This window comes from Sandarakinorhabdus sp., from assembly GCF_032115815.1.
Classification (GTDB): Bacteria; Pseudomonadota; Alphaproteobacteria; order Sphingomonadales; family Sphingomonadaceae; genus Sandarakinorhabdus.
Genome location: NZ_JAUMBI010000017.1, coordinates 1 through 18,321 on the forward strand (window position 1 = coordinate 1; position 18,321 = coordinate 18,321).

General features: G+C 65.4%; 17 protein-coding genes. 11 read left to right on the forward strand and 6 right to left on the reverse strand.

The genetic code is table 11. The features are described 5' to 3' along the window. A partial coding sequence (locus tag RT662_RS00720; RefSeq protein ID WP_313668284.1) for a TonB-dependent receptor family protein occupies nt 1-1,564 on the reverse strand: 1,564 nt, incomplete at its 3' end. 166 nt (nt 1,565-1,730) lie between these two features. On the opposite strand from RT662_RS00720, the gene RT662_RS00725 reads away from it, so the two are divergent. Next, nucleotides 1,731-1,934, forward strand: coding sequence for a hypothetical protein (locus tag RT662_RS00725; RefSeq protein ID WP_313668286.1), 204 nt, complete (start codon nt 1,731-1,733; stop codon nt 1,932-1,934). On the opposite strand, the gene RT662_RS00730 is transcribed toward RT662_RS00725, so the two are convergent. Then, the gene (locus RT662_RS00730) at nt 1,935-2,504 is read right to left on the reverse strand and encodes a RecX family transcriptional regulator (RefSeq protein WP_313668288.1); all 570 of its coding nucleotides are present in this window, start codon (nt 2,502-2,504) and stop codon (nt 1,935-1,937) included. It lies immediately after the preceding gene. Nucleotides 2,505-2,627: 123 nt separating this feature from the next. Between RT662_RS00730 and RT662_RS00735 the strand changes: the two genes are divergently transcribed. Together RT662_RS00735 and RT662_RS00740 are read left to right on the forward strand one after the other, a co-directional pair. Further along, entirely contained in the window at nt 2,628-4,388 is a 1,761-nt protein-coding gene (locus tag RT662_RS00735; RefSeq protein WP_313668289.1) for a fatty acyl-AMP ligase, read from the forward strand. 30 nt (nt 4,389-4,418) lie between these two features. Continuing rightward, on the forward strand, nt 4,419-5,351 hold the full coding sequence (locus tag RT662_RS00740) for an NAD-dependent epimerase/dehydratase family protein (protein WP_313668291.1): 933 nt from the start codon (nt 4,419-4,421) through the stop codon (nt 5,349-5,351). An 8-nt stretch (nt 5,352-5,359) separates the two neighbouring features. On the opposite strand, the gene RT662_RS00745 is transcribed toward RT662_RS00740, so the two are convergent. Next, on the reverse strand, nt 5,360-5,962 hold the full coding sequence (locus RT662_RS00745; protein WP_313668292.1) for a Pycsar system effector family protein: 603 nt from the start codon (nt 5,960-5,962) through the stop codon (nt 5,360-5,362). Nucleotides 5,963-6,006: 44 nt separating this feature from the next. Between RT662_RS00745 and RT662_RS00750 the strand changes: the two genes are divergently transcribed. From RT662_RS00750 to RT662_RS00770, 5 genes are all read left to right on the forward strand, one after another. Then, nucleotides 6,007-6,258 (forward strand): acyl carrier protein, encoded by a 252-nt coding sequence (locus RT662_RS00750; protein WP_313668293.1) that lies wholly within the window; start codon nt 6,007-6,009, stop codon nt 6,256-6,258. A gap of 5 nt (nt 6,259-6,263) precedes the next feature. Then, nucleotides 6,264-7,493 (forward strand): serine palmitoyltransferase, encoded by a 1,230-nt coding sequence (spt, locus tag RT662_RS00755; protein WP_313668295.1) that lies wholly within the window; start codon nt 6,264-6,266, stop codon nt 7,491-7,493. Nucleotides 7,494-7,646: 153 nt separating this feature from the next. Continuing rightward, the gene (locus RT662_RS00760) at nt 7,647-8,864 is read left to right on the forward strand and encodes an LptF/LptG family permease (RefSeq protein WP_313668296.1); all 1,218 of its coding nucleotides are present in this window, start codon (nt 7,647-7,649) and stop codon (nt 8,862-8,864) included. A gap of 9 nt (nt 8,865-8,873) precedes the next feature. Then, on the forward strand, nt 8,874-9,974 hold the full coding sequence (gene lptG / locus RT662_RS00765; RefSeq protein WP_409530120.1) for an LPS export ABC transporter permease LptG: 1,101 nt from the start codon (nt 8,874-8,876) through the stop codon (nt 9,972-9,974). Nucleotides 9,975-10,016: 42 nt separating this feature from the next. Beyond that, entirely contained in the window at nt 10,017-11,171 is a 1,155-nt protein-coding gene (locus RT662_RS00770) for an N-acetyltransferase (RefSeq protein ID WP_313668298.1), read from the forward strand. 237 nt (nt 11,172-11,408) lie between these two features. Here RT662_RS00770 and RT662_RS00775 read toward each other — a convergent pair whose 3' ends face one another. The 3 genes from RT662_RS00775 to hflK all read right to left on the reverse strand — a co-directional run bounded on the left by RT662_RS00775 (nt 11,409) and on the right by hflK (nt 15,041). Next, the gene (locus RT662_RS00775) at nt 11,409-12,977 is read right to left on the reverse strand and encodes a Do family serine endopeptidase (RefSeq protein ID WP_313668299.1); all 1,569 of its coding nucleotides are present in this window, start codon (nt 12,975-12,977) and stop codon (nt 11,409-11,411) included. A gap of 86 nt (nt 12,978-13,063) precedes the next feature. Continuing rightward, nucleotides 13,064-13,912, reverse strand: coding sequence for a protease modulator HflC (locus RT662_RS00780; RefSeq protein WP_313668301.1), 849 nt, complete (start codon nt 13,910-13,912; stop codon nt 13,064-13,066). 16 nt (nt 13,913-13,928) lie between these two features. Beyond that, nucleotides 13,929-15,041 carry an FtsH protease activity modulator HflK gene (gene hflK / locus RT662_RS00785; RefSeq protein WP_313668303.1) on the reverse strand — a complete coding sequence of 371 codons (1,113 nt, stop codon included), beginning with the start codon at nt 15,039-15,041 and terminating at the stop codon, nt 13,929-13,931. 132 nt (nt 15,042-15,173) lie between these two features. Between hflK and RT662_RS00790 the strand changes: the two genes are divergently transcribed. The 3 genes from RT662_RS00790 to RT662_RS00800 all read left to right on the forward strand — a co-directional run bounded on the left by RT662_RS00790 (nt 15,174) and on the right by RT662_RS00800 (nt 18,086). After that, complete coding sequence (locus RT662_RS00790) at nt 15,174-16,190, forward strand: Mrp/NBP35 family ATP-binding protein (RefSeq protein WP_313668305.1); 1,017 nt, start codon at nt 15,174-15,176, stop codon at nt 16,188-16,190. A 4-nt stretch (nt 16,191-16,194) separates the two neighbouring features. Beyond that, entirely contained in the window at nt 16,195-16,620 is a 426-nt protein-coding gene (locus tag RT662_RS00795) for a CoA-binding protein (protein ID WP_313668307.1), read from the forward strand. Nucleotides 16,621-16,823: 203 nt separating this feature from the next. Then, nucleotides 16,824-18,086 carry an amidohydrolase family protein gene (locus RT662_RS00800; RefSeq protein WP_313668309.1) on the forward strand — a complete coding sequence of 421 codons (1,263 nt, stop codon included), beginning with the start codon at nt 16,824-16,826 and terminating at the stop codon, nt 18,084-18,086. Nucleotides 18,087-18,321: the final 235 nt, after the last annotated feature.

Sequence of the window (18,321 nt, forward strand, 5' to 3'; positions counted from 1 at the left end):
CGGGCGTGATGATATCCTCCACCCGCGGCGGGGCGAAGCCGCGATGGACACCGCCATAGAGCGTGACATCGCCGGCGACGCGCCAGGTCATGCCGATGCCGGGCAGCACCTTGTCCAGCGTCTGGCGGCCCTCGCTCGGCACGGTCTGCGCACCGGTGGGGCGGCCGCCGGCCAGCACATCCACCGGCAGGTTGCGGCGGGCGAAATCGATGAACTCGCCGCGCACGCCGGGGATGATGGCGAAATCACCCAACTGCAGGCGGGACTGGATGAAGGCCGAGAAGGCCGAGGCGTCGCGCTCGTTGTTCTCGCGCACGCCGGCGTTCACGCCCACACCGGGGGTGCGCGCGGTGGGCGTGTCGCCGTTCCACTGGCGGCGGCGCTGGCGTTCCTCGTGGAAACGGATGCCCATCTCGGTCTCGCCGCCAAAGCCCAGGCCGAGATCATCATGATCGAGGCTGAGCCGGCTTTCGACGCCCCACGTATCATAATCGCGCAGCCGCCCTTCGTTGCCGCACGTCGTGGCCAGGTTGGCCATGCCGCCGCAGGCCGGATCGCTGGCGTCGTTCGGGCGCTGGCCGCTGTTCGATGATTGCCGCCACCAATCGCGGGTGAAATGGTGATAATAGGCCGTGGTTTTCAGCGTCGCCGCGTCCGACAGCGTCCAGCGGTGCGAGAAGGTGGCATTCAGGCGTTCGGTCTGGAAATCGTCATTCACAAAGACATTGCCGCGCGGATCGGCAGCAAACTCGGCGCGGGTCAGGCCCGAATAGGTCACCTGGCTGTCTTCCCGGAAGCGCGACAGTTTCAGCGTGATGCCGTGATCGGCACCAAGGTCCCAGCTGCCCTTCACGAAGATATCGGTGAAGCGCAGATGCTGGTTGTCGCGGTTGCCGTCGGTCTGCTTGTGATTCACGTGCAGCAGCAGCCCGCCGCCGAGCGCGCGGCCGCCCACCATGCCATCGAGGTTGACGGTATCGCGATTGCCCACGCTGCCGGTGAAGCGCGCAGTCAACTGCTCCGGCGTGGCCGGGGTGATATAGTTGATGGCACCGCCAATTGTCTGCGGGCCAAAGCGCACCTGGGCGGCGCCTTTCAGCACCTCGAGACTGGTGAAACGCTCGATCGGCGGGTGATAGTAGCTGGCATTGTCGCCATAGGGCGCATAGCCCAGCGGCACACCATCCTCGAGCAGCAGCACCTTGGTGGACCGCACCGGGTTGAGCCCGCGGATGCCGATATTGGGGCGAGCGCCGGCGCCTTCTTCATCGCGCGGGAACAGGCCGGCGACCTGGCGCAGCGCATCGTTCACCGTGAACACGCGGCTGCGCTTCAGATCCGTCTCGCTCACCAGCGCGGTCGATCCGGCGATCTGGCCGGCGCGAATGGCATCACCCACCACGATGATCTCGGTATCGGGCGCGGAATCGCCCGCCGCAGCCGTCACCGCCAGCGATTCGGCTGCCGGCGCCGCAAAGGCCGGGGTGGCCAGCAGTAGCGGAGCAGTCGCCAGCAGCACCGCATGGCTGGCCCGCAAACGCGCCCGGAGTTGGTGATGGAGCATGATACGCGACCTCTTATTGCAACTCATTCGCAATCGCTTTAGCGGCGGCGCGCGGCAGAGGCAATAATGATAATCAGTCGCAACAAAGATTCTTCCAGCCGCCGCTGTTCATCGCCGGTCAAGACAGCCGGCGGCATTTCCACATGCACTATCGGGGAGAGATTCAATGGCACGCGCGCTGGCGTCCCGCATCGGGTTGGTCATTCTGGCTGTCATGGCGCTGGTTGCCGCCGAACCCCGCCTCACCCTCGCCTTCGAACAGGCTGGCGATCCTCGCCCGCAGCGCTTCGCCCTCACTGGCGAGGTGATGGGCAAGGCGCTGGGGCTGGTGATCAGCTGGTCGGGCGGTGGCCGTCAGTTGCTGCGCTGATCAATCCCCGGCAATCAACGCTTCCGCTTCCGCCACGCTGCGCGCCGCCAATATCTGCCGCGCCACACCCATGGCGTGCCCGGCCCGCAGCATGGCCGCGAGCGCCTTTTGCCGGGCTGCCGGATCATCGCTGCGTTCGCGCGCAAACGGCCCCAGCCGCTTCCTCCGGGCAAAAGCCAGGGCGGTGGCCAGTGCCGCCTGCTCATCGGGCGCCTCACCGCGATCAGCCGCGCCGACTCCGGCCGCGCTCAACTGCTCCGTTACCCGGCGATGCCCCAGGCCGCGCGCCGCCATCGCCCGGCTTTTCATCGCCGCGAAAGCCGCATCATCGACATAACCCAGCTCGGCCAGCCGATCCGCCAGCGCCTCCAGTGGGGCCGGCTGATCCCCGGCCCAGCCGCGCTCCTTCAACTTGCGGGCCAGATAGCGCAGCAATTTCAGCCGCGTGGTGGCAAAGCGCGCAGCATAATGCAGGGCCAGATCGCGCAAGCCAGCCTCGTCCAGTGGCGGGGCGATGCGGCGCTCGTTACCGCGCCTTGGGCGGCCATTTCCTTGCTTTTCGTCAACCATGCCACTTTCCTGCCACTTTCGGGCCGGAATTTGAACGCCCCCTCGTGGCAGGGCGATGATGACGAAGAATGACATGCAGCGCGGGCCGGGTCGGGCCCAGGCGTTGCGGCAAGGGAGAGACAGATGGCCAACAGCCCCCAGGCCGAAAGCGTGCAAGCGCTGAAACCAACCGTCACCAGCGATGCGCTGCCGCAGCGCCGCTCCGATTTTGCCACGCTTGGCGATGCGCTGGATTATGCGGCGCTTGGGCAGAAGGGCTTCAATTTCCACGATGCCCGCGCCGATCTGGTGCGCGCTTACCCATTTTCCGAACTCGCTGCCGATGCCCGCCGCCATGCCGCGCACTTCATTGCCGAAGGCGTGAAGCCGGGTGACCGTATCGCCCTGATCGCCGAAACCGGTGCCGGTTTTGCCGCCGCCTTCTTTGGCGCCATCTATGCCGGCGCGCTGCCGGTGCCGCTGCCGCTGCCGACCAGTTTTGGCGGTCGTGAAGCCTATGTCGATCAGATCCGGGTGCAGCTCACCAGCTGCGATCCGCTGATGCTGCTCTCCCCGCCCGGCCTGCACGACATCGTGAAGGATGCCGCCACCGGCCTGTGTGCCGCCCATGATTGGGATATGTGGTTCAGCAGCGACGCCCCCGATGTGGCCCTGCCGAAGGCCAAGCCGACCGACATCGCCTATCTGCAATATTCGTCGGGCTCCACCCGCTTCCCGCACGGCGTTGCCGTTACCCACGAAGCGCTGCTGGCCAATCTTTCGGCCCATGCCAGCTGCACCCACGCCGCCGATGGCGATCGCGTGGTGAGCTGGCTGCCCTGGTATCACGACATGGGCCTGGTCGGCTGCATGCTGGCACCGCTGTCCAACCAGATTTCGGTCGATTATCTCGCCACCGAAGATTTCGCCCGCCGGCCGCTGTCGTGGCTCACGCTGATCAGCCGCAATCCGGATGCCTCGCTCAGCTATTCGCCCACCTTCGGCTACGACATCTGCGCCCGCCGCATCTCGCCGTCGATCCCGGTTGCCGAACGTTACGACCTGTCGCGCTGGCGCGTTGCCGGCAACGGGGCCGACATGATCCGCCCGGAAGTGATGCAGGCCTTCGTCGATACGTTTGCACCAGCTGGCTTCAAGGCCAGTGCCTTCCTGCCCAGCTATGGCCTCGCCGAAGCAACACTGGCTGTCACCATCATGCCGGTGGGCGAAGGCATCCAGTGTGACCTGATCGACGAGCGCACCCTTTCGGGCGCCACCGAGCCGCGTGCCGATCATCGCCTGCCTACCCGCTATCGCGCCATCGTCAACTGCGGCAAGGCCGTGCCCGGCCTGACCATCGAAGTGCGCAGCGAAGATGGCCAGGTGCTGGCAGACCGCAAGATCGGCCGCGTGTTCGTCAAGGGCCTGGGCATCATGGCCGGCTATTTCCGCGATCCCGAAGCCACCGCCGCCTGCATGAAGGACGGCTGGCTCGACACCGGCGACATGGCCTACATGAAGGACGGTTCGCTCTATATCGTCGGCCGCGCCAAGGACATGATCATCATCAACGGCAAGAATCACTGGCCCCAGGATATCGAATGGGCGATCGAGCAGCTGCCCGGCTTCAAGGCCGGTGACATCGCCGCCTTCTCGGTCACCACCCCGTCGGGCGAGGAAGCCCCCGCCGTTCTGGTGCAGTGCCGCACCAGCGACAATGATGAACGCATCAAGCTGCGCGACGCCATCAAGACCAAGGTGAAGGCCATCACCGGCATGAGCTGCGTTGTCGAACTGGTGCCGCCGCGCACCCTGCCGCGCACCTCGTCGGGCAAGCTGAGCCGTTCCAAGGCGCGGTTGCAGTATCTGTCGGGCGAGATTCAGCCGTTTGAAGTCGCGGCTTAAAGCGCCGCGCTGTCAGCGTCGCGCCAGCCGATGACCGAAATCACCGCGCCCGGCGCGCTTCTCCCGATCGCCATCACCGGCGCCACCGGCTTTGTCGGCCGCCGCGTGCTAGCGCTCGCCGGCCGCCCCGTCCGCGCCCTCACCCGCCGGCCGCAGCCGCCGCAGCCCGGCGTGGAATGGGTGCTGGGCGATCTCGACGACACCCACGCACTCACCCGCCTGTGCGAAGGGGCAGCGGCCGTGCTGCATATCGCCGGCGTGGTCAACGCGGCCGATGAAGCCGGCTTCGTGGCCGGCAATGTCACCGGCACCGCCAATGTGCTGGCCGCTGCGGCGGGCGTCCCGCGCTTCGTCCACGTCTCCAGCCTCGCCGCACGCGAGCCACGGCTATCGATGTATGGCGCATCCAAGGCGCAGGGCGATGCGCTGGTAATGGCGAGCAACCGTGATTGGGTGATCGTGCGCCCGCCCGGCGTCTATGGCCCCGGTGATGCCGAAATGCGCGATCTATTCAGCCTGGCGCGCTTCGGCCTTGGCCTTGCTCCCGGCCGGCCCAGCGCCCGCATCAGCCTGATCCATGTCGACGATCTGGCCCGCGCCCTGCTGGCGCTGGCAAACGCCGGCCCGTCCGGAGAGATATTGGAAATCGATGATGGTTCCGGCGGCTATACCCACGGCCAGCATGCCGGCGCGATGGCCCGCGCGATGGGCCGCAGCCGCGCGCGCATGATCCCGATCAGCAACCGTCTGCTCGGCCTGGCCGCCAGCGTGGCAACATTGATGGCCGGCTGGAAGGGCGAACTGCCCAAATTGAGCCGCGACCGCGCCTTCTATCTTGCGCATCCCGATTGGGTGGCGCGCGGTGGCAACACCCGTCTGGCCGGCATCTGGCAGCCGCAGATCGGGCTGGATGCGGGCATGGCCGATACGGTGCGCGATTACCGCCAGCGTGGATGGTTGTAGGGGGCTGGCTACAGCCCCAGCGCCGTCTGGAGCAGGAACACCGCAAAGGTGGCGATCAGACCGCCGATGAACACCCGATAGCCCCAGCCGAGATATTTATACTTCTTCTGCGCCAGCACCTGGCCCAGCTGATAGACATCGCGCGCCATCGCCACCTGGATAGCGTGATCATCCGCGTTTGTGCGCTCCAGCCAGTCAATCCAGTCCGTCTCGCTCATCTGGGTAAAACCGCCGAAGAACAGCAGGTTGGGCGGGACGGCTGGCCCTTTCCCGCCGCCCAGCTTGGGCAACACCGCCAGCATGCACAGCACCGCGGCCAGCCCGGATGTCGCTGCCAGCACCAGCAGTGCCGGATTGGTCGCGGCCTCCTTCACCACCAGGGCAAACACCACCGAATTGACCCCGATGATGATGCTGGCCTTCTGGTCCGCCATCGCCGACAGCGTCACATGATGCTGCTGCATGGTGCGGATCAGATGGATGGCGTTGGCGTGGCTGGCAACCGGAAGCGGCGGCGGCGCACCCTCGGTTGTCGCGTCGATGCTGATGTCGGTCATGTCCCCCATGCGCGACATGATGGCACCAACGCCCGCGCTCCGCAATTTGGCCATGATGTGAGGGCAAAGGGCCCACAAAGCCGATCATTGGAGCCTTCATGACCAACAGTGCAGCCGTTTATGCCCGCATCATCGAACTGATCGAGCCGCTGAACACCAAGAAGGTGACGCTCACGCCAGACACGACCTTCGCCGGCGACATGGAAATGGATTCGCTCACGGTGATGGACCTTGTCGCCAGCATGGAAGACGAATGGGACATCATGATCCCGCTGAACATGCTGCCCGATCTGGAAACCATCGGCCAGGTTGCCGATGCCGTGGCCGGCCTGGTCGCCAAGAAGGGCTGACTCCCATGGCAAATCCCCCTGTCCTCGATCTGCTCGCCAAGTACGACCCGCTGATCGCCGAACATGCCGGGCTGTTGTCCACCGGCATCCGCGATCCGTTCGGCATCGTGATGGAAAAGGTGCTTTCCCCCACCGAAGCCATCATTAAGGGCAAGCACACCATATTGCTCGGCACCTACAATTACATGGGGATGACCTTTGATGCCGACGTGGTGGCCTCCGGCCGCCAGGCGCTCACCGATTATGGCGCCGGCACCACCGGCAGCCGCGTGCTGAACGGCACCTATCAGACCCACGCCGCCTGCGAGGACGCGCTGAAGGACTTCTATGGCATGTCCCACGCCATGGTGTTCTCCACCGGCTATCAGGCCAATCTCGGCATGGTCTCCACGCTGGCCGGCAAGGGTGATTTCATCATCCTCGATGCCGACAGTCACGCCAGCATCTATGATGGCTGCAAGATGTCCAACGCCGATATCGTGCGCTTCCGCCACAATGATGTCGCCGATCTGGAAAAGCGCCTGAAGCGGCTGCCGCCCGAAGCCGGCAAGCTGGTCGTGCTGGAAGGCGTCTATTCGATGCTGGGCGATGTCGCGCCGCTGCCGGAACTGGTGGCGGTGGCCAAGGCGCACGGCTGCATGGTGCTGGTCGACGAAGCCCACGGCATGGGCTTCTTTGGCGAACATGGCCGCGGCGTCTATGAAGAACAGGGCGTGGCGGACGATGTGGATTTCGTCGTCGGCACCTTCTCCAAATCGGTCGGCACGGTGGGTGGCTTCTGCGTCTCCAATCATCCCAAGTTCGAGATTCTGCGCCTCGTCTGCCGGCCCTACACCTTCACCGCCTCGCTGCCGCCGGCCGTGGTTGCCAGCGCCGCCACCTCCATCCGCAAGCTGATGACCGCGCACGACAAGCGCGCCCGGCTGTGGGAAGCGACGCGGCGCCTGCATGGCGGCCTGAAGGCCCGCGGCTTCAAACTGGCCACCGATACGCCGGAGAGCGCCATTGTTTCGGTGCTGATGCCGGATCAGGAAACCACCGCGCTGATGTGGTCCACGCTCATCGAACTGGGCGTCTATGTGAACATGAGCCGGCCGCCGGCCACGCCCGCCGGCGTGTTCCTGCTGCGCTGTTCCATCTGCGCACTGCATTCGGACGAACAGATCGACATCGTGCTCGGCAAGTTCGAACAGGCCGCGCAGATGGCCCAACTGGCCTTGCACGAGCACGCCTGAGTATAGTCGGATTCAAGCCCAAGCTCGGCATGATCGGGTCAGTCCTGTTCCACATGAACTTGGCCACCTGATTTCTTCATGACGGGGCAAGGTTGGGCGGCTATAGCTTGGCCGCCCGGTCGCCGTCGCGCCCGGTAAAGGACCCTGTGCGGCGTGACCAAGCGCATCGATCGCTATCTGTTCGGCCTGATCATCGTGCCCTTGTTCGGCACACTGGTGGTGGCCGCCATGCTGCTCGTACTCGATCGCATGCTGCGCCTGTTCGATTTCGTCATCAACGAAGGCGGGCCCGTCAATGTGGTCTGGCGAATGCTGGGCAATCTGTTGCCGGAATATCTGTCGCTGGGTATCCCGATCGGAGTGATGCTCGGCATCCTGCTCGCCTTCCGCCGGCTCGCCATGTCGTCGGAACTCGATACGATGCTGGCCGTGGGCGTGTCGTACAAGCGGCTGCTGCGCGTGCCGTTCGTGTTCGCCACGGTATTTGCTGTCGTTAATTTCGGCATCGTCGGCTGGCTGCAGCCGGTCACCCGCTATGCCTATGAAAATCTGCGCTTCGAGCTTCGCTCCGGCGCGCTCGGCGCCTCGATCAAGGTTGGTGAGTTCGCCAATCTGGGCGGTGGACTCACGTTGCGGGTGGAAGAATCGCGCAACCAGGGCGCCGATCTGCGCGGGCTCTTTGTTCGCGCGGCTGGCAAGGATGGCCAGGTGGTCGCAGCCACTGCCGCGCGCGGCACTTTCCTGGCCACCGACGATCCCGAATATATATTGCTGCGCCTGCGCGATGGCACGCTGGTGCACAGCCCGAAACCCGGTGCCACGCCGCGCGTGCTGGCCTTTGCCCAGCATGATCTGCCGATCCGGTTGCCGGAAATGGCCACCTTCCGCAAACGCGGCGAAGGCAATCTTGAAGCCACGTTGCCGGAACTGCTGCGCACCATGGTCACCGCCACCGATGCGACCGAGCAGCGCAGCGCATCGGCCAGCTTCAATCGCCGCATCGTGCAGTGCGTGATCATGTTCCTGCTGCCGTTCCTGGCATTGCCGATGGCGGTGCCACCCAAACGCTCCACCTCGGCGCTGGGCGTGTTCCTCTCCATCATCGCGCTCGTCACCTTCCACAAGTTCACCGAATATGGCGAACGCATGGGCACGCTGGGCCGGATTGATCCGGTGCTGGCGCAGTGGGTGCCTTTTGCCCTGTTCCTCGGCATGGCGCTGTGGCTGTTCCGCGTGCTGGAACGGCCGGGCGGCCAGCCGATCGGCGCGCTTGATCGCTGGTTTGGCAAGATCACCGGCTTCCTTTCCGGCCTCGCCGGCAAGCTGGTGCGGCGCCAGAACTGGGCCGACGACGTCTTGTCGGCCGGGTAAGCGCGCACCGTGAAGATCCTTTCCATCCTGTTCCCGTCGCGCACCATCGCCTGGTACACCGCGCGCATGTTCCTGGTGCGTGTCGCGGCCTTCATCGTGGGCCTCACCGTGATCCTGCAATCGCTCGATCTTCTCTCGGAATCGGGCAAGGTGCTGGCGGCGGCGGGCAACACCGAATCCGATCTGTGGGTCTATGTTTCGCTCCGTGCGCCGCAGATCGTGCAGCTGTTCCTGCCGTTCTCGGTGCTGCTGGCGACATTGGTGACGCTGGCGACGCTCAACCAGAACAGCGAGGTGGTGATCTTCAAGGGCGCCGGGCTTTCCGCCCACCATATATTGGCGCCGCTGATGGTGGCAGCGCTGGGCGTGGCTGCGGCCAATTTCCTGTGGAACGAACGCATCGGTACCCGCGCCAGCGCCACGCTGAAGGCTTGGCAGGAACAGGAATACCGGAAATCCCCCACGGCTGCGCCCAAGAGCACGCAAAGCTGGGTGCGCGGCGGCGATGATCTGTTCCACGCCGATGCCGTGGCCGGGCGCGGCAACACCACACGCCTCACCGGCGTCACCATCTATGACCGGCGCGACAATGGCCTGGTGCAGGTGGTGATGGCCGACAGCGCCACGCCGATCAGCGGCGGCTGGCGGTTGCGCAAGGTGCGCCTGTTCGATGTGGCCAGCGGCGGGCTGGAATCGCGGGCATCGTTGGATTTCGCCACCGAAGTGGTGCCGCGCCAGTTCAACACCACCAGCATCAACCCCAATTTCATCGCGCTGTGGGATTTGTGGCCGCAGATCGGCGAACAGCGCGCCGCCGGCAAGCCCACCGACGTGCTGGAGGCCGCCGCCTGGCACAAGATCAGCGGGCCATTGTCGGCCGTGCTGATGCCGCTGCTGGGCGCGGTCGCGGCCTTTGGCCTGGCGCGATCGGGCAAATTGTTCGTGCGCGCCGTGATCGGCATGGCGCTGGGTTTCGCGTTCTTCGTGGCCGACAATTTCATGCTGGCGATGGGCAATTTCGGCACGGTGCCGCCCTTGATGGCAGCGTGGGCGCCGTTTCTGCTGTTCCTGCTGATCGGCGAGGCCGTGCTGATCCGCACCGAGGAATGATCGCCGCCATTCTGCCTTGATTGCTTCGTATCACGGCCCGCGATGAGCACGATCACCCTCAAGCGCGTTGAAAGCGCTGCCGACCGCAAGACCTTCGTCGATCTGGTGTGGAAACTCTACGCCAACGATCCGCACTGGGTGCCGCCACTGAAATCCGAAATGCTCGGCCTGATCGGCGGCGAGAAATCCAACCCCTGGTTCGGCCATGCCGAAGCCGCTTTCTGGCTGGCGCTGAAGGGCGGCGAAGTGGTCGGCCGCATTTCGGCGCAGGTCGATAGCCTCGTGATTGCGCCCGGCGCGCCGGGCGCTGGCCCCGGCACCGGCCATTTCGGCATGTTCGAGTGCATCGACGATGCCGCCGTGGCGAATGCGCTGTTCGATGCGGCCGAAGACTGGCTGCGCCAAAAGGGCATGACCCGCGCGATGGGCCCGTTCAGCCTGTCAGTCTGGGATGAACCGGGCCTGCTGGTGCAGGGATTTGAAGGCCCGCCTACGGTCATGATGGGGCATCACTTGCCCTATTACGAACGGATGGTGGCGGCGCGCGGCTATCAGGGTGTCAAGGATCTGCACTGCTGGTCGCTGCCGATCGGCCAGCCCTTCCCGGAAATGGTGCAGCGCATCGTCGCCTTCTCCGAACGCAACGCCAAGCTCGTCACGCGCCCGGTGAACAAGGCCAAGTTCGACGAGGAAGCCGCGCTGATCCTCGATATCCTCAACGATGCCTGGTCCGATAACTGGGGCTTCGTGCCGCTCACCGCGGCTGAAATCGCCTATGTCGGCAAGAAATTGAAGCCGATCATCTTCGAAGGCCTGGTGCGCGTGGCCGAGTATGAAGGTGTGCCGGTCGGCTTCATGATCACCCTGCCCGACATCAACGAGCTGACCCGCGATCTGAACGGGAATCTGTTCCCGTTTGGCTGGGTGAAATTGCTGTGGCGGCTGCGCGCGCCCAAGGTGAAGCGCATGCGCGTGCCGCTGATGGGCATCCGCAAATCACTGCAGGGCCACCGCGTTGCCAGCCTGATGGCGTTCCAGATGATCGAATATATCCGCCGCGTTGCCGTGACGGAATTCGGCGCCAGCGAAGGCGAAATCGGCTGGATCCTGGATGACAACGGCCCGATGCGCTCCATCGCGGACGCCATCGACAGCCACGTGACGCGCACCTACCGCATCTACGAACGGGCGCTCTAGAGCGGCTTCCGACCAACCTGAATCAACGTCATCGCCTTCGGCGACCCCTTCGGGGCGGGCTGAATTTGGCTCGTGGCCGCGTCACTTGTCGGTTACGATGCGCAAGGCATCGCGCACTCCTTGCTCCTTGCCACGAGCCAAATTCAGCACCCTGCCCCTGATCCAGGTTGATCGGAAACCGCTCCAACGAAAAAGGGGAGCGGTTGCCCGCTCCCCTTGTCCGTATTGGCAAAGGCCTCAGCCCTTCGGCGGAATCAACTTCACGCCGGTATAGCGGCCCGGCGTGTTGCCGCGCTGCACCAGCATCAGGACCGTGTCCTTGCCGGCCTTGCGTTCGGCGTCCACGGCGGCGGCGGCTTCGGCCGGGCTGGTCACCGGCTTCTGGCCGATCTTCAGGATGACGTCGCCGCGCTGCAGGCCCTTGGTGGCTGCATCCGACGATGGGCTGATGCCGGCAATCACCACGCCCTGCACCTTTTCATCCAGCTTCAGCTGCTGGCGCAGCACCGGGGTGAGCGGCTGCAGGGTGATGCCCAGGCTGGCCTTGGCGGCTTCGATGCCAGGGGCCTTGCTGGTGTCTTCAACAGCCGGTTCGTCGTCCGAAGGCAGGCCGGCGCGCTGCGCAACCACGGCTTCGGATGGGCGCTGCGCGATGATGGCGTTCACCTTCAGGCGTTTGCCTTCGCGGATCATTTCGATCGGGATGGTGGAGCCAATCGGCGTGGTGGCAACGATGTACGAAAGGCTATTGTCGAAATTCACCTCGCGGCCGGCCACCGTCACGATCACGTCACCCTGGCGCACACCGGCGCGCGCGGCCGGGCCGTTGGGTTCGACGCTGGCAACAATCTCGCCCTTGTCCTTGGGCAGGCCCAGGCCGGCAGCGATATCGGCCGAAAGCCGCTGGATGGCGACGCCCAGATAGCCGCGCTTCACCGCGCCGGTCGCCTTCAGCTGATCGACCACCGGCTTGGCCAGTTCGGCCGGAATGGCAAAGCCCAGGCCAACGTTGCCGCCGGTGGGCGAGAAGATGGCGGTGTTGATGCCGATCACGTTGCCGGCCAGATCGAACAGCGGCCCGCCGCTGTTGCCCTGGTTGATGCTGGCATCGGTCTGGATATAGCGATCATACTGGCCCGAACCGATGTCGCGGTGCAGGGCCGAAATGATACCGGCGGTCACGGTGCCGCCCAGGCCGAACGGGTTGCCGATGGCGATGGACCAATCGCCCACGCGCACCTGTTCGCTGTTGCCGAACTGCACATAAGGCAGGCCCGTCGCCTCGATCTTCAGCACCGCCAGATCGGTGAGCGGATCGCGGCCGACCACGCGCGCCTTGTACTCGCGCCGGTCAGACAGGGTGACGGTGATCGATTCCACCGGCTGGTTGCGGCCTTCGCCGGCCGAAATCACGTGGTTGTTGGTGACGATATAGCCATCAGCGGCGATGACGAAGCCTGAACCCAGGCTGGTCGCTTCGCGCGTGACGGGTTCACCGCCGTCCTGCTGTTCCTGGAAGCGGCGGAACAGATCCTCCAGCGGATTGCTGCCGGGCTGGCCGGGCATGCGGCGCATGCGGCCGATCTCCACCTTCTGCGTGGTCGACACGTTGACCACGGCCGGCGCCAACCGCGCCGTCAGATCGGCAAAGCTGCGCGGCGCGCCACCGGGTGGCGCGATGGCCACGGCCGGCGGAACTGCATTCTGTGCCGGCTGGGTGGCGGGCGCCTGCGCGACGGCGATGGCAGCCAGGCCGGTGGCCAGAACGGCGACGGGGATCAGGGTGCGGGAAATCTTTGACGTCATGTCTGTCTTTCTGGTTGCAATGCGATTGAGCCCGTCTGCCTTATGCGAACAACACGCCTAACCGTGCATGAACAAGGTCGGATGACTCAACGATTGCCCTTGCGGCCTTCGAATTCGCGCAGGAATTCATTGTTCGGGCCCAGGATCACGGTGGCGGTGCCATCCTCGAACGTGGTGCGATAGGCCTGCATGGCGCGATAGAAAGCGTAAAACTCCGGATCCTTGCCGAAACTGTCGGCATAGATACGCGCGGCACTGGCATCGGCTTCGGCCTGCACCAATTGCGCCTGCTTGTTGCCCTGCGCACGGATGGTGGCCGCTTCCTGCTGCCGGGCCGAGGCCATGCGCGCGTAGGCTGCTTCCAGCGGCGGGCCCGACGGCAGATCGGCGCGCTTGATGCGCACGTCCACGATTTCGGCGCCATATTGCTTGGCCTGGCTGTTCACCGTGGCCTGGATTTCATCCATCAGCTGGCCGCGTTCCGGCGACAGCAGCGCGGCAAACGGCTGCTTGCCCAGCTCGTTGCGCAGTTTTGAAGCCAGAATCCGCTTCAGCGCATCGGCCGCATTCTGTTCGGTGCCCACGGTTTCCACCATGCGCTGCGGATTGACGATGCGGAAGCGCGCAAAGGCATCCACAACCAGCCGCAGCTGATCGGTGGAAAGCACCGTCTGCGCATCGATATCCAGATCCATGATCCGCTTGTCGATGAAGCGCACGTCTTCGATGAAGGGCACCTTCATCGTCAGGCCGGCGCCGGTTTCGCCGAGCTTCGCCTTGGGATCATATTCGTTCACGATCCGCTCCGGCTTGCCCAGGCGCAGCACCACGGCCTGCTGGGTTTCGGGAACGGTGTAGAAACTGCTCATCGCCAGCACGACGAGGGCAAAGCCCAGGCCGGCCAATATGGCAGGATTGCGGGTCAAGGTGGCCATCGTGTTGTCCTTTCCCTTACCGCTGCGCCGGCGCCGGGGCCGGTTCGGCCGGCACGATCGCGGCGCGGCGGCGCACTTCGGGCAGCGGCAGATAGGGCGCCACGCCGGGGGCATCAACCACGGTCTTTTCGACCTTGGCCAGCACCTTTTCCATGGTTTCCAGATACATGCGCTTGCGCGTCACTTCCGGCGCCAGGCGATACTGGGCATAAACGGCATCAAAGCCGGCGGCATCGCCCTGCGCCTTGGCAACAAGCGCCTGGGCATAGGTGCGCGCCCGGTTCAGATATTGTTGCGCATCCTGCTGGGCGGCCGAAACATCCTTGAACGCGCCATCGATGGCGGCGGGCGGATCGGCCTGCTTGATATCCACACCGCGCACATCAACGCCGCTGCGATAGGAGTCGAGCAGTTCCTGCATGCGTTCGCGCACCCGATCGGCGATCTGGGCACGCTGCGGCCCCAGCGCATCATTCAATGAGGCGCGGCTGATTTCGGCGCGCATCGCCGATTCGGCCACTTCGCGCACCGTCTTTTCCGGATCGGACAATTCGTAGAGGAAGTTTTCCGGGTTCCGGATCTTCCAGCGCACGGTGTAGGCGAGGTTGATGATGTTCTGATCGCCGGTGAGCATCAGATTCTCGTTGGCGCCTTCGCTCGACGAGATATCGATGATGTTGATCTGTTCAACCTTGCGCAGTTCCACCGCATCGATCGGCCACGGCAGCTTGAAATGCACGCCCGGGCCCGTGGTGGAAACATAGGCACCAAAACGCTGCACCACGGCGGCTGATTGCGCATCCACCGAATAGAAGCTGGAAAACACCACCCAGGCCGCCACGATCGCGCCGCCGGCCCACATCAGCCAGCGGCCATCGCCGATGTCGAAGCCACCACCGCTGCCGCCGCCATTGCCGCCGAACTGGGTTTTCAACCGTTCCTGGCTGCGCCGGATCAGATCATCGAAATCGCCGCCACGGCTTGGGCCGGGCTTGCCCATCGGGCGGCGCGGCGGGCCTTCGCCCCATGGATTCACGGGCCGGTTTTCAGGCTTCTTGGCCGGCGGCTCTTCGCCATCGGCACCGGACGGACTGTCGCCGCCACCTTCACCATTGTTCTGCCACGGCATGGACTGGATGAAACCTTATCAGAGACGTTGAAATCACTATATACGAACCCCGAACGGGGATTGCGAGGCCATGCGGCACCACGACTGTATTTGTCGGCGGTTATGGCCTCGACTGCAAGGAAAGAACAGGCCGTGAAACAGGAAGTGATGACGGCTTTGGCCGGCGTGGCCGATCCGGCCGGGGGCGGCAGCGTGCTCGATACCGGCCGCGCTGCCGGCGTGGTGGTGAAGGACGACGGCGTCATCGGCCTGGTGCTGGCCGTCGACGGCCTCGACAAGACCAGCGCCGAACGGCTGCAAGCCGCGGTCGAAGCCGCGGTGAAACGCGTGCCCGGCGTGTCGGCCGCCCGCATCATCCTCACTGCTGACCGCGCCGCCACCCCGGCCAACGCACCCAAGGCCAGCACCGTGCCCGGCATCCGCAAGCTCGTTGCGGTGGCCAGCGGCAAGGGCGGCGTTGGCAAATCCACCGTGGCGGCCAACCTCGCCTTTGCGCTGGCCCGCGCCGGGCAAACGGTCGGCCTGCTCGATGCCGATATCTACGGCCCCTCCGTGCCCACCCTGCTGGGCATCACCGGCCGCGCCCGCGTGGAGAATGACAAGCTGCAACCCGAAGTGCGCCACGGCATCAAGGCGCTTTCGATGGGCATGATGACCGATCCCAACAAGGCGATCGTCTGGCGCGGGCCGATGGCCTCGTCCGCGCTCGTCCAGATGGTCGAACAATGTGATTGGGGCGCGCTTGATGTGCTGGTCATCGATCTGCCGCCCGGCACCGGCGACGTGCAACTCACGCTCGCACAGAAACTCAAGCCCGATGGCGCGCTCATCGTCTCCACCCCGCAGGATCTCGCCCTCATCGATGCCCGCCGCGCCGTCGCCATGTTCGGCGAAGTGAATGTGCGCGTGCTCGGCGTGGTAGAAAACATGGCGGGCTACAGCTGCCCCAATTGCGGCCATGTCTCCGATCCGTTCGGCCACGGCGGCGCGGAAAAGGAAGCCGAAGCCATGGGCGTGCCCTTCCTCGGCCGCATCCCCCTGCAGATGGAGGTGCGCACCGCATCGGAAACCGCCCAGCCCGTGAGCGGCGACACCGCCGCCATCTTCGACGAGATCGCCCGCGGCGTCATCGTCACGGTCGGGCTGTAACGCCATGCCACTGACCGCCGACGCCGACATCGCCCGCCTGCTGGAGCAAACGAACACGATCGCCCTCGTCGGCGCCAGCGACCGACCGGACCGCGCCGCGCACGAGGTGATGGGCATGCTGCTCGCCCACGGCTACCACGTCATCCCCGTGAACCCGCAACTCGCCGGGCAGGCGATCCACGGCCAGACCGTGGTGGCGCAACTGGCCGACATCGCCGAACCCATCGACATGGTGGACGTGTTCCGCCGCAGCGAATTCGTGTCCGGCGTGGTGGATGATGCCATCGCCGTGGGCGCCAAGGCCGTGTGGACGCAACTGGACGTGATCGACCACGCCGCCGCCGCCCGCGCCGAAGCAGCGGGGCTGGATGTGGTGATGGATCGCTGCCCGAAGATCGAGATTCGGCGGCTGAGGCTGAAGAAGAAGTAAGCGGGCCTCCGGCGGGCAGGGCCTGAGGCCCTGCACCCCACTTTCGTTTTCGGGCAGCCCTTTCTCCAAAAGAAACCGTCATGCTGGCGCAGGCCAGCATCCACCGCGCAGCACGGGCCCGCGCGGCCGCAACATGGCACATTTGCAACTGGCACCCACCCCCGCAGCAGCGCAAACAACCCCCAAACACAGGGGACTCCACCATGCGCACCACCCTCATCGCCGCCCTCCTCCTCGCCAGCCCAGCCGCTGCCGAAACCATCGCCATCAAGGCCGGCCGCGTCATCACCGATGCCGCCAAACCGGCGCTCGGCCCCAGCACGATCATCGTGACGGACGGCCGCATCACCGCCATCAACCCGGCCAGCGCGCCCATTCCGTCCGGGGCGCGCTTGATCGATCAATCAACCCGCACGCTCAGCCCCGGCCTGATCGATTCCCACGTCCATCTCACTGGCGATCCCGGCACGCCGTTCTGGCGGGAGGCGGTGGACAGCGCCGAACTGTCGGTGGCCTATGGCCTGAAGAACGCCCGCATCACGGCAAAGGCCGGCTTCACCACCGTGCGCGACCTCGGCAGCGCTCGGCTGGCCGGCTTTGCGGTGCGCGATGCCATCAACAGCGGCATGTTCCCTGGCCCACGCGTCCTCGCCGCCGGAGCCTCGCTTTCCATCGTCGGCGGCCATGGCGACGTGTCGGGCTTTGCCCCGGTGGTGAATGACGCGCTCGATCAGGGCAACACCTGCACCGGCACCGTGGAGTGCGCCGCCCGCGTCCGCGAAGCCAGCCAGCGCGGCGCCGATGTCATCAAGTTCACCGCCACCGGCGGCGTGCTCAGCCAGCAGGGCCGCGGGCTGGACCAGCATTTCACCGACGATGAAATGCGCGCCATCGTCACCACGGCCCACAGCCTGGGGCTCAAGGTGGCCGCCCACGCCCACGGCCCGCGCGGCATCGAGGCCGCCGCCCGCGCCGGAGTCGATTCGGTCGAACACGGCAGCTTCACCGACGAAGCCGGGGCCAAGGCCCTCGCCGCAAACAAGGGCTGGCTCGTCCCCACCCTGCTGCCCTTCCGCGCCACCGCCGAACGCCTCGGCAGCGGTGCCTACACGCCGGTCGTCGAAGCCAAGGTGCGCGCGATCCTGGAACGCCGCGGCAAGCAGATCATCGCCGCCCGCGCCGCCGGCGCCCGAATCGCCTTTGGCACCGATGCCGGCGTGTTCGAACACGGCCGCAACGGCCAGGAAGCCAGCGACATGGTGGAATTCGGCGGCATGACGGCGCGCGAGGTGCTGATCAGCGCCACCACCGGTGCGGCTGAACTGCTCGGACTCTCCGCCGAAATCGGTACGCTCGAACCCGGCAAGGCCGCCGACATCATCGCCACCGATGGCGACCCCACCGCCGATGCGAAGCAACTGGCGCAGGTGAAATGGGTGATGGCGCGCGGGAAGGTGGTGGAGTGAAACTGCTTTAGAAAAAGAAGCTGGACCTCCGGCGGGCAGGGTCGCAGACCCTGCACCCGTTTGTTTTCAGGTGCGCTGGTTGAGGGGAGAGTCCGCTTGCGACACCAAGCACGAACCCGCTGCGCGGGAGAGGGCTATTGGCCGGTGTTGGGTGACGATGATTTGAGTTGGTGATGGCGGCAAGGCCGTCTGACCATGGAGCCTCCTTCAACGAGAGGAGCTTTCCATGGACGCC

Coding starts and splice junctions, on each gene's coding strand:
- RT662_RS00780 (WP_313668301.1), bottom strand. CDS start 13,912: ATGGCCACCTTGACCCGCAATCCTGCCATATTGGCCGGCCTGGGCTTT.
- RT662_RS00795 (WP_313668307.1), top strand. CDS start 16,195: ATGCCACTGACCGCCGACGCCGACATCGCCCGCCTGCTGGAGCAAACG.
- RT662_RS00770 (WP_313668298.1), top strand. CDS start 10,017: ATGAGCACGATCACCCTCAAGCGCGTTGAAAGCGCTGCCGACCGCAAG.
- spt (WP_313668295.1), top strand. CDS start 6,264: ATGGCAAATCCCCCTGTCCTCGATCTGCTCGCCAAGTACGACCCGCTG.
- RT662_RS00725 (WP_313668286.1), top strand. CDS start 1,731: ATGGCACGCGCGCTGGCGTCCCGCATCGGGTTGGTCATTCTGGCTGTC.
- RT662_RS00730 (WP_313668288.1), bottom strand. CDS start 2,504: ATGGTTGACGAAAAGCAAGGAAATGGCCGCCCAAGGCGCGGTAACGAG.
- RT662_RS00750 (WP_313668293.1), top strand. CDS start 6,007: ATGACCAACAGTGCAGCCGTTTATGCCCGCATCATCGAACTGATCGAG.
- RT662_RS00735 (WP_313668289.1), top strand. CDS start 2,628: ATGGCCAACAGCCCCCAGGCCGAAAGCGTGCAAGCGCTGAAACCAACC.
- RT662_RS00740 (WP_313668291.1), top strand. CDS start 4,419: ATGACCGAAATCACCGCGCCCGGCGCGCTTCTCCCGATCGCCATCACC.
- RT662_RS00800 (WP_313668309.1), top strand. CDS start 16,824: ATGCGCACCACCCTCATCGCCGCCCTCCTCCTCGCCAGCCCAGCCGCT.
- hflK (WP_313668303.1), bottom strand. CDS start 15,041: ATGCCGTGGCAGAACAATGGTGAAGGTGGCGGCGACAGTCCGTCCGGT.
- RT662_RS00775 (WP_313668299.1), bottom strand. CDS start 12,977: ATGACGTCAAAGATTTCCCGCACCCTGATCCCCGTCGCCGTTCTGGCC.
- RT662_RS00745 (WP_313668292.1), bottom strand. CDS start 5,962: ATGGCCAAATTGCGGAGCGCGGGCGTTGGTGCCATCATGTCGCGCATG.